The sequence below is a fragment of the Pararhizobium arenae genome (genome assembly GCF_001931685.1).
GTDB lineage: Bacteria > Pseudomonadota > Alphaproteobacteria > Rhizobiales > Rhizobiaceae > Pararhizobium > Pararhizobium arenae.
The window spans coordinates 90,035-103,895 of sequence record NZ_MOOY01000005.1; the positions used below are offsets into that span (position 1 = coordinate 90,035).

At 60.1% G+C, this 13,861-nt stretch carries 12 protein-coding genes; 4 read left to right on the plus strand and 8 right to left on the minus strand.

Translation table 11 applies throughout. The features are described from left to right. Window positions 1-34: 34 nt before the first annotated feature. Entirely contained in the window at window positions 35-991 is a 957-nt protein-coding gene (locus BLX89_RS12210; RefSeq protein ID WP_075291195.1) for a nucleoside hydrolase, read from the minus strand. A 21-nt stretch (window positions 992-1,012) separates the two neighbouring features. After that, entirely contained in the window at window positions 1,013-2,248 is a 1,236-nt protein-coding gene (locus BLX89_RS12215) for an NAD(P)/FAD-dependent oxidoreductase (protein ID WP_075291196.1), read from the minus strand. 204 nt (window positions 2,249-2,452) lie between these two features. Between BLX89_RS12215 and BLX89_RS12220 the strand changes: the two genes are divergently transcribed. After that, entirely contained in the window at window positions 2,453-2,710 is a 258-nt protein-coding gene (locus tag BLX89_RS12220) for a hypothetical protein (RefSeq protein WP_075291197.1), read from the plus strand. Between the two features lie 161 nt (window positions 2,711-2,871). Further along, window positions 2,872-4,305, plus strand: coding sequence for a prolipoprotein diacylglyceryl transferase (locus BLX89_RS12225; protein WP_143523601.1), 1,434 nt, complete (start codon window positions 2,872-2,874; stop codon window positions 4,303-4,305). Between the two features lie 39 nt (window positions 4,306-4,344). On the opposite strand, the gene lysS is transcribed toward BLX89_RS12225, so the two are convergent. From lysS to BLX89_RS12250, 5 genes are all read right to left on the minus strand, one after another. After that, window positions 4,345-5,838 (minus strand): lysine--tRNA ligase, encoded by a 1,494-nt coding sequence (gene lysS / locus BLX89_RS12230; RefSeq protein WP_075291199.1) that lies wholly within the window; start codon window positions 5,836-5,838, stop codon window positions 4,345-4,347. A gap of 9 nt (window positions 5,839-5,847) precedes the next feature. Next, window positions 5,848-7,305 (minus strand): glutamate--tRNA ligase, encoded by a 1,458-nt coding sequence (gene gltX, locus BLX89_RS12235; protein ID WP_075291200.1) that lies wholly within the window; start codon window positions 7,303-7,305, stop codon window positions 5,848-5,850. Between the two features lie 438 nt (window positions 7,306-7,743). Further along, the gene (locus BLX89_RS12240; protein WP_075291201.1) at window positions 7,744-8,499 is read right to left on the minus strand and encodes a TerC family protein; all 756 of its coding nucleotides are present in this window, start codon (window positions 8,497-8,499) and stop codon (window positions 7,744-7,746) included. A gap of 133 nt (window positions 8,500-8,632) precedes the next feature. Next, window positions 8,633-9,115, minus strand: a complete 483-nt coding sequence (locus BLX89_RS12245; protein ID WP_075291202.1) for a GyrI-like domain-containing protein — start codon at window positions 9,113-9,115, stop codon at window positions 8,633-8,635. 49 nt (window positions 9,116-9,164) lie between these two features. Beyond that, window positions 9,165-9,803, minus strand: a complete 639-nt coding sequence (locus BLX89_RS12250) for a TetR/AcrR family transcriptional regulator (RefSeq protein WP_083637507.1) — start codon at window positions 9,801-9,803, stop codon at window positions 9,165-9,167. A gap of 185 nt (window positions 9,804-9,988) precedes the next feature. On the opposite strand from BLX89_RS12250, the gene BLX89_RS12255 reads away from it, so the two are divergent. Together BLX89_RS12255 and BLX89_RS12260 are read left to right on the plus strand one after the other, a co-directional pair. Continuing rightward, the gene (locus BLX89_RS12255) at window positions 9,989-11,212 is read left to right on the plus strand and encodes an HlyD family secretion protein (RefSeq protein WP_075291204.1); all 1,224 of its coding nucleotides are present in this window, start codon (window positions 9,989-9,991) and stop codon (window positions 11,210-11,212) included. 157 nt (window positions 11,213-11,369) lie between these two features. After that, complete coding sequence (locus tag BLX89_RS12260) at window positions 11,370-12,959, plus strand: DHA2 family efflux MFS transporter permease subunit (RefSeq protein WP_075291205.1); 1,590 nt, start codon at window positions 11,370-11,372, stop codon at window positions 12,957-12,959. 84 nt (window positions 12,960-13,043) lie between these two features. On the opposite strand, the gene BLX89_RS12265 is transcribed toward BLX89_RS12260, so the two are convergent. Then, entirely contained in the window at window positions 13,044-13,823 is a 780-nt protein-coding gene (locus BLX89_RS12265; RefSeq protein ID WP_075291206.1) for a MetQ/NlpA family ABC transporter substrate-binding protein, read from the minus strand. Window positions 13,824-13,861 lie beyond the last annotated feature (38 nt).

Below are 13,861 nucleotides of genomic sequence, written 5' to 3' on the forward strand. Positions count from 1 at the left end.
GAATTGCTCCTGCCAGCATGGTCTGCAGAATTTTTTATCGGGGATGCGCAGCGAGTGTCTTCGCAATCAGGTCAAGCACGCCCTGGCTGTCGATCGCGACGCAGACCTGCTGGCTCGGCAGGTTGTCCCAGTCACTTGGGGGGAAGCTCTGGCTGTCCGGTTTCTGGATCGTCTGGCCATCGGCGATGCCGCCGCAGACGACCCGGATGGCGCCGCTGCGGGTGCGGAAAAGTTCGGGCGCCACGACATAGACGCAGGCGCAGCTATCATGCACCACCATGCCGTCTTCCACATGGTTCTCGTAGAAATCGATGTAGAATTGCGAGATGTCCGAGAGCAGCTTGGCACGAGGACCGCCCGCTGCAACGATATCCGACAGCAGGTTTCGCGTCATGACCGTCGGAACGGTGACGTCGAGACCTATGACGGTGACGGGCCAGGGGGCGATCATCACGGCATCGGCAGCTTCCGGGTCGCCATGAATATTGGCTTCGGCGGCAGGCGTGATGTTGCCGGGGCGATCGAAGGAGCCGCCCATGATGACCACGGCCTTGACGAGGCTGGCGATCTCCGGATCTTCACGCAAGGCGACGGCGAGATTGGTCATGCGGCCGACAGCGACGATCGTCACTTCGCCAGGGTTGGCGCGTATGGTGTCGATGATGAAACGATGGGCCGGTCGCGGATCGCAGGGGATATCGATCGTTTCGGGAACACCGATATTGCCGAGGCCGTCATCGCCATGGATGAAGGTCGGCCAGTCGACATGGGGGCGGTTCGGATTGTAGGTTTCGTTGGCGCCCCTGGCGACGGGAGCCGCAATATCCCAGGCCTGCTTCAGGAACAACGCGTTGCGGGTCGTCGTCTCGATGGAAGCATTGCCGAAGACGCTGGTGATGCCGATCAGGTCGATATCCGGATGATGATGGAGGAAAAGCAGAGCCATCGCGTCATCGACGCCGGGATCCGTATCAAAAATGACCTTGTGCATGAGTGTTCTTTCCTGAAGTCTTTATTGGAAGCGGCGGATGCTGAAGGGAGCGAGATGCTCCTGTTCCCCGGCTTCGAGAAGGCTGACGATGCTGCGGCCGGTGATGGCCGAAAGGGTAAGCCCCAGATGCCCGTGACCGAAAGCCATGGCGATGCGGGGATCAGTGGGGTGCAGGCTGATAACCGGAATGGAATCCGGTGTCGAGGGGCGCCGTCCCATCCATTCGCTGCCGCCGCTTTCCGGCAGGCTCGGCACATACCGGCGCATCTTTTGCCGCATGGCGGCCGCGCGGGCGAAATTTGCCGGGGTTTCGGGCTTGGCAAGCTCAACGGCGCCGCCGACGCGCAAGGCGTTTTTCAAGGGCGTTGCGACGAAGCCGTGCTCGGAGAAGAAGACGGGCAGTTCCAGCGTCACGGCGGGATCGGTGAAGGTGGTGTTGTAGCCGCGCTCGGTTTCGAGCAGGACATTGAGACCGAGGCTGCGGACCAGGTGTCGTGACCAGACGCCGGAGGCGATCACCACCTTGTCGAACGGCTCGCTTTCACCATCCGTCGTTACGATATGCACGCTGTCGGCTCGTTGGGTCACACGCGCGACCTCCGCATCCACAAGCCGCCCGCGTTGCCTTACAAAATCCTGGAGGCTGCGCAGCAGCGCAAGCGGATCGAGAAAAGTCTGGTAGCCGGAGGAAAAGATGCCGCCGGCGAAATTGCCTTCGAGCGCTGCGACCCGCGCGCGGGTCGCAGCGCTGCCCAGTTTTTCAACCTCGTGGCCGAGAAGGGCCGCATTCTTCTGCTCATGGGCAAAGGCTGCGTTAAGCGCGGCCTCGCTGTCGAAGATGGTCAGGGCGCCGCTTTTTTTCATATGCCCGGCGATGCCGGCGGTTGCCGCAAGCCCTTCATGGGCTTCGAGGGCGTCGCGCATGAGGCCAAGCAGGGCTTCGCGCGATCGTTTGACCTGCACTGGGCGCGCCGCCATCAGAAAAGCCAGAAGCCAGGGTGCAAGCGCCGGCAAGTCCTGCCAGCGCAGGGTGAGGGGGCCAAGCGGGTCCGCCAGCCATTTCGGTGCGGAAAAGAGCATGTCCGGTCGCGCCAGAGGGTCGATCTCCGGTACGGCCAGGATGCCTGCATTGCCGACGGACGCGGGCAGGCCGGCAATATCCTTTTCGAAGACAGTGACGTCGTGCCCCCGCTCGATCAGTTGAACCGCTGCGGCGCATCCGATGATGCCTGCGCCGGTTATTCCAATGCGTGCCATGCTCTTCTCGCCGGGTTGGATTTCGGTGCCTTGTCTTCGCGCCCATTGCTGCGGGGATCAAGCCATGCCGGCAGATTATTCTGCTGATTTTCGTCAAAAACCCCATCCCTGTTCCGTCCGGAACAGCGCGGCATCACGGATTTTGAGATGTTCATATCAAGGGAAGGGATTGGCCCTCCCACTCAAAAATCCAGGAGGAATATCATGCGCAAGACCGTTTCCATGCTGCTCGCCGTCGTTGCCGCTGCAAGCTCCATCTCCATTCACGAGGCCGCCGCCCAGAGCCGCGGCGACAACAAGGATAGCGCCTCCATTTCCCGCGGCGCCAGCGGCGAGTTTCGCTCGAACTATCGCTACGAGCGCTTTTGCATGCCCACCGTCAATGGTGGCCGTCTTTACAACGAGGACATGCGCGGCTGGCGCCGGGTTGCCAACTGCAAGGGCTACAAGCTGATGGACTGATCCTCGTCAGACCGACGTGCCCGGGGCATCCGTCAAACGGCGGATGCCCCGCACGCATTCTGCTCCTCAAACGGCACGCCGCTTAAAACTTCCGAAACGTCATCAACCTAGAATGTCGTCCGTTCAAGGACTTGGGATTCAGACATGACGGGACGGCAGCGGTGAAATCGATCCTGAAGAAGATACGTCTTCCACGCAAGGTGATGTTCGTCGTCGCCGGCGTCCTGCTGCTTTCAGGCGCTTCGGGTGCCTATGCGCTGTTCATGGTGCAGGGCAAGGGTGACGAGGACAAAGCCGGTCCCGCTGTTTCCGGTCTCGCCTGCACATCGATCGAGACGCTGAAGATGCGCCGCAACGGCCAGCGATGGATCCGCAAATATATCACCGTCGAGAAGGGAAGCGGCGAGGAGCGCGTGCGCACGGCTCTTCGCGTCGCCGGCCTGCTTGTCCATACGGAAAAGGCCGATCTCTATCAGGTCGCGGTGCTCGATACGGCCGGCCCCAAGGAGCGCGCCGACTGGCGCGGACCGGCGATCGGGGCGCAGGTGCTGTTTGCCCCGGACCCCAAGATCGTGCCCGGCATGAGCGATCTGTTTTCCGCGCGCTACAGCGATGCGGAGGCCAACATGGCGGGGCTCTATTACGGCCAGGAGGTCAGCCTTTCGCAGGACCAGATCAAGGATACGCTGACCTCGATCATCGAGAAGACCGAATGCGCCGATCCGCCTCTGCCGGAAGGTGCTGAAGGCAGCGAGAGCGGTGGTCATGGCGAGACTGCTTCAGGCCACGGCGAAGCCGAGGGACATAACGACGCCACGGCTGGTGGTCACGGCGAAGCTGGAGAACATGGCGCGGCGGAAGCCGAAGGACATGGCGAAGAAGCTGGCCACGAAGCCGAAGCCAGCGAAGGTCATGGTGAAAAGCCTGCCGAGGGCCACGGCGAAGAGGCCGCTGCGGAAGGTCATGGCGCGGCAGAAGGTGGTGAAAAAAGCGAGGGTATCCTTGCCTCCATCACCGGCATGATCTTCGGTTCTGAGGAAGAGAAGCCGAAAGCTGCTGGGCATGCACCGGCTGAAGGTCACGAAGCGCCTGCGGCTGAAGCGCACGGCGAAACCCAATCGGAAGACCATTCCTCTGCCAAGCCAGAAGGGCATGGCGAAGCTGCGGTCGAAGCGGAAGGCCACGGCGAAGAGGCGGCGGCTGAAGGTCATGGCAAAGCCAAAGCCGGTGAAAAGAGCGAAGGCATGTTTGCCTCGATCACAGGCATGATCTTCGGCTCAGGCGAAGAAAAGTCAGAAGCGGCTGAGCACGCGCCCGCAGAAGGGCATGAGACGCCTGCTGCTGAGGTTCATGAAGAACATGGAGCCGATGGAGAACACACCGCGCCCGCTGCTGCCGCAGAGGGTCATGGGGCAACGGAGACGCCGGTCGAGGCGAAGGACGCTCATGCTGCGCCCGAACCTCATGCCGAAAACACCGATCATGCAAAGCCGGCCGAGCATTCCGATGCCGGCGAACATGCGGCGGAGCCGAAGGCGGATGCTCATGCGATAACGGCGGAAGCCGAAACGAAAAAGGAGCCCGCCGCTCACTGACGGCAGGCTCCCCTCAATTCATTCCAACATCGCCGCTGATCAATCTGCCTTGGCGCGGCGCGCCGGGAAGAGGATGATGTCGCGGATCGACGGCGAGTTGGTGAGCAGCATGATCAGGCGATCGACGCCGATGCCGAGACCGCCGGCCGGCGGCATGCCCTGATCCATGGCGTCCAGGAACTCTTCGTCAAGCTGCTTGTCCTTTTCGCCGCGGGCATGGGCCTGCTCCAACTGTTCCACCATGCGGCGGCGCTGCTCTTCCGGGTCGTTGAGTTCGGAGAAGGCGTTGCCGAGTTCCCAGGTGTTGCAATATGTCTCGAAGCGCTCCACGAGGCGCGGTTCGCCCGGCACTTCCTTGGCAAAGGGCGAGATGTCCTTTGGGAAATGGGTGACGTGGCTCGGCTGGATGAGCGTCGGCTCGACTTTCTCTTCGAAGATAAAGGCGAGGCATTCGCCCCAGGTCCAGTCCTTCTCGACGGCAAAGCCGGCAGCCTTCGCGGCAGTGCGGGCTTCCTCGTCCGACTTGATCGCGAGGAAGTCGATGCCCGTTGCTTCCTTCACCGCATCCGGCATCGGCACGCGCTTGAACGGACCCTTGAAGGAGATTTCCTTGTCGCCGAAGGTGAATTCGGTCGAGCCGTGGATCTTGATGGCAAGCTCCGAGAACAGCCGCTCGACGAGGTCCATGATGTCCTCGTAGTCGGCATAGGCCCAGTAGCATTCCATCATCGTGAATTCGGGATTGTGCCGGGTGGAGACGCCTTCGTTGCGGAAGTTGCGGTTGATCTCGAACACCTTGTCGGTGAGGCCCGAAACCAGCGTGCGTTTCAGGAACAGTTCCGGCGCGATGCGCAGGTACATATCGAGCTTCAGCGTGTTGTGGTGCGTCTTGAACGGCTCGGCAGTTGCGCCGCCATAGACAGAATGCAGCATCGGCGTTTCGACTTCCATGAAGCCGTCGTTTTCCATGAAGCGGCGAATGCCCGAGACGATCTTCGAACGCTGCTGGAAGCGGAGCTTAGAGTCGTCATTGGTCATGATGTCGAGATGGCGCTTGCGATAGCGCAGCTCGATATCGGAGAGGCCATGCCACTTTTCCGGCATCGGCAGCAGCGACTTTGTCAGCATGGTGATCTGCTGGGCGTTGATCGACAGTTCGCCGCGCTTGGTACGGCGCACGACGCCGGTCACGCCGATGATGTCGCCAAGATCGATCAGCGGCAGCAGGTCGCGAGCTTCTTCCGGCGTCGTGTCCTTGTGGCTGAATATCTGGATCTTGCCCGAGGCGTCATGGATATCCATGAACATGCCGGAATTGCGCGAGGAATAGACGCGACCGGCAACGGTGACGACATCGTCCGTCACGACGTCGGCTTCCAGGTTTTCGTATTTTGCCGCCAGCTCCGCATTGGTGATCGTGCGGTGGAAATGCGCCGGATAGACATCACCGATCTTCTCACGCAGCAGCTTCAGCTTTTGTGCGCGGACTTCGGTAACGTCGGAGGAAAGGGCGGTTTCGGTCTTTTCGGTCATGATCTTTCCTTACTTTCCGCTTCCAGCCATGGAGGCCACGACCTGGCCGGCGACCTTCAGGCGCTGGCGCACGACGGAGCGGCCGAGGATGGCCATCGAGTCAAACAGTGGCAGCGAGCGCGACGAGCCGGAAACGGCGATGAACAGCGGCGCGACGACCACTTTCAGCTTCTTTTCCAGACGATCGGCGACAGCGCGCAGTTCGGCTTCGATGGATTCGACGTTCCATTCGAGGATTTTTTCGAGCGACGGCTGCACTTCGTTGAAGATCGCCACCAGCTCTTCCGGCGTGGACTTCACCTTGGCGAAGGACGACGCATCAAGGCCGAGATCGGATTTGAACAGGAAGCCTGCGAGATCCGGCAGGTCGCCGAACTTTGTGATGCGCGACTGCGAGAGCTTGAGGCCCTGGTTGATGCGGTCGTTTTCCATTGCCCAGGCGAGTACCCTGCTGCGGAATTCCTCTTCCGACAGGCCTTCGCGCAGCCAGCGGCCGTTCAGCCAGTCCAGCTTCTGGATGTCGAAGATGGCGCCGGCCTTGGACAGGTTTTCCGGGTCGAACTTTGCCGCGAGCTGATCCATGGTCAGCATCTCTTCGCCTTCGGCGATCTGGATGAAGAACAGGCCGAGGAAGTTCATTACCGCTTCCGGCAGGTAACCGAGGGCGGAGTAGTAGGAAATCGAGGTCGGGTTCTTGCGCTTCGACAGCTTCGACTTGTCGGCATTGCGCATCAGCGACAGGTGCATGAACACCGGCGGCTCAAGGCCGAGATATTGATAGATCAGGATGTGCTTCGGCACGGAGGCCAGCCACTCCTCGCCGCGGGCGACGTGGGTGATCTTCATCATGTGGTCGTCGACGACGTTTGCCATGTGATAGGTCGGCATTCCGTCCGCCTTCAGCAGCACCTGCATATCGACGGCATCCCACGGAATTTCGACCGGGCCATAGACGCCGTCCACGAACTTGCAGGAGCCTTCGGTCGGGATCTTCATGCGCACGACGGTCGGCTCGCCAGCGGCCATTCGATTGGTGACTTCCTCGGCCGACAGCGTCAGGCAGAGACCATCGTATTTCGGCGGCTTGCCGGCGGCGCGCTGGGCCTCGCGCATTTCCGTCAGGCGCTCGGGCGTGCAGAAACAGCGGAAGCCGTGGCCGCTCTCAACGATCTTCTCGACGTAAGGCAGATAGAGGTCCTTGCGGTCGCTCTGGCGATAGGGACCGTAGGGGCCGCCGATATCCGGGCCTTCCGACCATTCGAGCCCGCACCATTTCAGCGCATCCAGCACCTTCGTTTCGAACTCCGGCGTCGACCGGGTCGCGTCGGTGTCTTCGATGCGCAGGATGAACTCACCGCCATGTTTCTTGGCAAAGAGGTAGTTGAACAGCGCGATATAGGCGGTGCCGATATGGGGTTCGCCGGTGGGGGAAGGTGCAATGCGCACCCGGACTGGTCTGTCGGTCATGATCCTGGCCCGTGTTTGACGTGCTATCGGCTTTCCGTCCGGGGAATAGTTCGATCCGGTCTGAAGGCCATGCTTTTTCTGGGAGGAAATGCCCCGGATAGTGCCGCGAAGGGCTGAAATGTGGGGAAAATCCATTCGGCTGGCGTGAGACCATATTCACAACGGCGCGTCAAGGAAAACCGGCTTTGGCCGAGGCTGCAACCTCGGCGATCGCATGGGAATAAAATCCGGAACCATTCGGGTGGGAGCTGGTTTGCCCAGCAGAGGAATGCGAGCCGTGTCAATCGGACGCGAGGGTGCTGGAGAACATGGGGATTTTTCCGATTTCTTCCCATGGCCAACGAAACGGCAGACGAGCTCCTTATCCCTCCGGCTCGTGTCCTCACCCAAAGTCGGTTTGTAAGCCCCGGGATTTTAGGTCCCGGGGCTTTTGCATTATTAGTGTGCTGCTTTTCCGGCGGCTGCCTTCTTGCGTTTGTTGCGTGACAGCATGTTCAGCACTTCGACCAGAGCCGAGAAGGCCATGGCGGCATAGATATAGCCCTTGGGAACATGCAGGCCCATGCCTTCGGCAATCAGCGTCGTACCGATCATCAGCAGGAAGGCCAGCGCAAGCATGACGATCGTCGGGTTCTGCTCGATGAAGCGGGCCAGTGGGCCGGCGGCAACCAGCATCACGGTGACGGCGGCGACGACGGCGATGACCATGATCGGCAGGTGCGGCGTCATGCCGACGGCGGTGATGATGCTATCGACGGAGAAGACGAGGTCGAGCAGCAGGATCTGGCCGATCGCGGCGGCAAAGGTTGTCGTTGCCGAACTCGCAATGAAATCCTCGTTGTGATCGACAGGATCGACGTTGTGGTGAATTTCCTTGGTCGCCTTCCAGACAAGGAAGAGACCGCCGGCGATCAGGATCATGTCCTTCCACGAGAAGCCGTGGCCGAAAAGTTCAAAGACGGGTGTGGTGAGCTTGACGATCCAGGCGATGGTGCCGAGAAGCGCAAGGCGCATGACGAGCGCAAGGCCGATGCCGATCTTGCGGGCGCGTTCGCGATGTTCCGGCGGCAGCTTGTTGGTGAGGATCGAGATGAAGATCAGGTTGTCGATCCCCAGGACCACCTCCATGACGACCAGAGTAACAAGTGCCACCCAAGCTGTGGGGTCCTGGAGAAGCTGGAGCATTTCTGGCATCAGTGCCGGTCCTTCTTTTGATGGATCGATAGAGGTGTCGCGCGTTGTTTAAGCGTATGCGCATGGAGCGCGTATGTATGCAGCATTCAAGTTCTTGCAAGCGCGAAGATGCAGAAAAGATTGCGATATACCGTTAACTCTCGATCGGAATCCAGATTTCTGTGATGCCCGAACCGGTTTCGGGATCGAAGCGCTCATCGTAGCATTCGATCATGCTGGGAAAGGCGCTGTGCCGGAAACCGGATGCGGGTAGCCAATCGGAAAAGATACGATCAACAAAAGGCGGAACACCGTTGACGTCGCCATCATGCGTGAAGACGGCGTAGGTGTGGGCAGGAATGCTCAGGAGCGTAAAGCCGGCGGGCAGAGCAGATTGCTCGGTCACCTCGAAGGCTGTGTAATAGAGGAAGCGTCCTTCCTTGCCCTCCTCGTTGGTGCAGATTCCGTAAGCCGCATCACCGACCGTATTTTCGATTTCCCGGGAGCGACGGTTGAACTCCTGCCACTGGGCAGGGATGCCACGGATGTCGCTCATGGCATATCCCCGAACGATACCTGCCATCAGCATGGAGGGGGAGCCGCCTATACGCGGAGAAAGCTCGGTGTCCATGTTCATTAAGGCATCCTCCCCTTTTGGCCGACTGTGCCGTCAGGGGAGACGCAAATCAACCGGGAAGATAGGATTTCAGAAAAACGTCTGCTGCGGAGGATACGGTGTACTCCAGCAGTTCCCGGCTTGGCGGCTCCGTCATCACCCCGAACAGGCGCTGTTTGAACATGCCGGCCATGGCCATCTCGATGAACTGGCGAGCTGCAAGGTCAGGGTCGGGAATGGAAAGTTCGCCGGCCGCCACTTTTCTCTTGAGGAAGGCGTGCAGAACGGTATGGCCGTTTTCCGGGGTTGCGCCAAAGAAACCACAGGCAAGCTGCGGCATGCGATCGGTGACGCCCAGCACGATGCGCATGGCCCGGATGGTATGGTCGGCGGTTATATGGCTTGCGAGCGTCAGGCCGAATTCCATCAGGGTGGCGCGCAGCGGCTTGTCTTCGTCCAGCACATGCTTCACCGTCGCGACGATGCGGCTGCGCTCCTGCTGGATCATTGCGGCGAAAAGGTCTTCCTTGTTTTCGAAGTAGACGTAGATCGTGCCCTTTGAAACGCCCGCTTCCTTGGTGATGTCGTTCATGGAGACTGCATCGAAGCCGCCCTTCATAAACACGCGCTTGGCGCCGTCCAGGATCTGCTCGCGTTTGGCTGGATCTTCACCGGCAACCCTGCGGCCTCCAGGATAGCCGGCGGCCATCTCGTCTTGGGCTTCGGCAGCATCGGTCACGGTGGTTCCCTCCTGAAGGCTGTCTTATTGGTGTCTCGTTAACTTTTCGAACCGATCAGTTCGATTTCACTTGATATGTGCGATAAACCGCTCTATGTCAAATCGAACCGAACGGTTTGGTTCGAAGTTTTTTTGTCCTGAGGCTGGGCGCGCAAATGTCCGTATCGAAGAAAACTGGTGCTGTTCACGTCCGTCCTGTCGACGAAGAGTTTGATGCGGAAAGCGCGGCCGACGCCGCCGCTCCGGAAGCCAAGGATGGCGCCGCGCCGGTCGTGGAAGCGGCCACCACCCCGGCTGCCGCCGGTGCGCCAGCCAAGCCGAAGCGCCGCTCCTTCGTTCTGCCCATCGTCGGTCTCGCCCTGCTCGCAGGTGCCGGCTGGTATGGCTATGACTACTGGACAGACGGCCGCTTCCTGATTTCCACCGATGACGCCTATGTCGAAGGCGACATTACCCAGATTTCACCGAAGGTCTCGGGCTACGTCGAGAAGGTCAACGTTATCGCCAACCAGCGCGTGAAGGCCGGCGATCCGTTGGTCACCATCGACGATGGCGACTACAAGATCGCAGCCGAACAGGCGGAAGCCCAGATCGCGACGGAAAAGCTGTCGCTGCAGCGCTTCGACGCGCAGATCGCCGGCGCCAAGGCAACGCTTGCCCAGGCGGAAGCCTCGAAGGCCGCGCTTGAAGCGGCTGTTCGCGGTGCCGAAACCAACCAGAAGCGTGCCAGCGACCTTCAGTCGAAGGCTGTCGGTACGGTTGCCGCCAAGGATACGGCTGACGTTGCGCTTGATCAGGCAAAAGCGAACCTCATTGGTGGTGACGCCAATATCGCGGCTGCCAAGGCCAATATCACCGTTCTGGAAGCCCAACGCGCGGAAGCCGAAAGCACCGTTCGTTCGCTGGAACTCGCCCGCGACAAGGCGGAACGTGACCTCGGCTTCACCGTGCTGAAGGCGCCGTATGATGGCATCGTCGGCAATTTAGCTGTGCAGGAAGGCGATCTCGTCTCCACCGGCCAGCGGCTTGCAGCGCTTGTTCCGGTCACGCAGCTCTATATCGACGCCAACTTCAAGGAAACGCAAATCGCCCATATGGTTCCGGGCTCGAAGGTCCGCATCCATGTCGATGCTTTCGATGAAGAGCCGATCATCGGCACGGTGGAGTCGCTTGCTCCGGCTTCCGGTTCGGTCTTCTCGCTGCTGCCGGCTGAAAACGCCACGGGCAACTTCACCAAGGTAATCCAGCGCGTTCCGGTGCGGATTTCCTTCCCGCAAGAGGTGCTGGAAAGCGGTCGTCTGCGCGCAGGTCTGAGTGTGGTTGTCGATGTCGATACCCGCACCGCGCCGAAGGGCGAAGTCGCGGCAGTCGCGAAGTAAGGATAGAGGCGGCGCCAAGGTGCCGCCCTTTTTCATGATCCGACCGACTTCAGGAAAGCCGCACGGATAGATGTGCCGGATGAGCCGGCTGTTGTCAAAATCTTGAAGACCGGGCTTTCTGCTGGATGCCCGCTTTCGCGCGAGGAGCGTGGATCAAATGGCTGCAACCGCAACAGCTGGCGCGATGCCGACCGCCGCGCCCGACGCAGAGCGCATGGACCCGAAGCGGCTGATCGCCTTCTTCGCCATGGTCTTCGGCATGTTCATGTCGATCCTCGATATCCAGATCGTTTCGGCATCGCTTGCCGAAATCCAGGCGGGCCTGAGTGCGGGATCTGATGAAATCGGCTGGGTACAGACCTCCTATCTGATCGCCGAAGTCATCATGATCCCGCTTTCAGGCACGCTGGCGCGCATCGTCTCGACCCGTGTGCTGTTCTCGGTGTCCGCCGCCGGCTTCACCATCGCTTCTGCGCTTGCCGCGACCGCGACGAACATCGACCAGATGATCGTCTATCGCGCGCTGCAGGGTTTCATCGGAGGCGGCATGATCCCGTCGGTCTTCGCGGCCGCCTTTACCATCTTTCCGCCGTCGAAGCGCAGCATCGTCTCGCCGATCATCGGCCTTGTCGCGACCCTTGCACCGACCATCGGCCCGACAGTCGGCGGCTATCTGAGCCACGCTTTCTCCTGGCACTGGCTGTTCCTAGTCAACATTATCCCGGGCATCATCGTCACGATCATCACCTGGAACCTGATCGATTTCGACAAGCCGGAACTCAGCCTGTTCAAGAAGTTCGACTGGTATGGGTTGCTCTCCATGGCCGTCTTCCTCGGCGCGCTCGAATACGTGCTGGAAGAAGGCAACGCCAACGACTGGTTCAGCGACGAATATATTTTGATGGGTGCGATCGCTTCGGGTATCGGAGCGCTGGTCTTCTTCTACCGGGCGTTCACGGTCGATTTCCCGGTGGTCGATCTTCGAGCGTTTTCCAATCGAAATTTCGCTTTCGGTTCGCTTTTTTCGTTTGTCATGGGGATCGGCCTTTATGGCCTGACCTATCTCTATCCGCTCTATCTCGGTCGTATCCGTGGATACGATTCGCTGATGATCGGCGAGACCATGTTCGTCTCGGGTCTGGCGATGTTCTTGACGGCGCCTGTTGCCGGCAAGTTGTCGACCAAGCTCGATCCGCGCTTCATGATGATGATCGGTTTTGCGAGCTTTGCGACCGGTACCTACATGATGAGCAAGCTGACGGCGGACTGGGATTTTTACGAGTTGCTCGCGCCTCAGATTCTGCGTGGCGTAGGCCTGATGCTCTGCATGGTGCCGATCAACAACGTGGCGCTCGGCACGCTGACACCGGACCGAATCCGAGGCGCGTCCGGTCTCTTCAACCTGACCCGCAACCTCGGCGGTGCCGTGGGTCTGGCGGCAATCAACACGATCCTGACGCAGCGCCAGCAGGAACATTACGCACGTCTGTCCGAGCATGTGCAGTGGAACAACCCTGAGGCGCTCGATCGCCTGCAAAGCATGCAGAACAATTTCGATGCCCATGGTCTCGATGGGGCAACCATTGCCATCCAGAAAATGTCCGGCATCGTGACACAGCAGGCAACGATCCTGTCTTTCATCGACGTGTTCATCATCCTGACAGCGTTGTTCGGCACGTTGGTTTTTTGCGCGCTTCTGATCAAGAAGCCGCAGACCGCGCCGGGCGGCGGCGGTGGGGGACACTGAGTTTTCGACCGGCCGATAAAGAAGAAGCCGCGCAGATTGCTCCACGCGGCTTTGTCATTTGAGGCATGCGAGCGGTCGATCCGCTTACCAGGACGGGATCAGGGCACCCTTGAACTCGTCGTTGATGAAGGTCTTGATGCTGTCGTCGTGATAGGCATCGACAAGCGTCTTGGCCCAGGCTGCATCCTTGTCGGCGCTCTTGACGACGATCACGTTGGCATAGGGTGACTGGGCGCTTTCGATGGCGATGGCGTCGGTCTTCGGGTGCAGGCCGGCTTCCAGCGCGTAGTTGGTATTGATGACGGCGGCATCCACGTCTTCAAGCGAACGCGGCAGCTGGGCGGCATCGAGCTCGGAGAACTGGATGTTCTTCGGGTTTTCGATCACATCGGCCGGACCAGCCTTGAGGCCGGCTTCCGGCTTGACCTTGATCAGGCCTTCCTTGGCCAGAATCAGCAGCGCACGACCGCCATTGGTCGGGTCGTTCGGAATGGCGACGGTTGCGCCGTCAGCGAGTTCACCGAGGTTCTTCACCTTCTTGGAATAGACGCCCATCGGGGTGGTGATGGTTTTGCCGATGCTGACGAGAGCGAAGCCGCGGTCGGCGATCTGGTTGTCGAGGTAGGGCTGATGCTGGAAGGAGTTAGCGTTGAGGTCGCCGTCAGCCAGCGCCTGGTTCGGCACGACATAATCGGAGAATTCGAGAATCTCGATGTCGAGGCCCTTCTTGGCGGCGACTTCCTTGACCTTTTCCATGATCTGCGCGTGTTCGCCAGGGGTCACGCCAACCTTGATCGATTCTGCATGAGCGGCACCGGTTGCGACAGTCAGCGCCAGCGAGGCGGCGAGGATGAGTTTCTTCATGGGGTACTCCTTTATGAAGATGGGCCGGAAACTGGCAT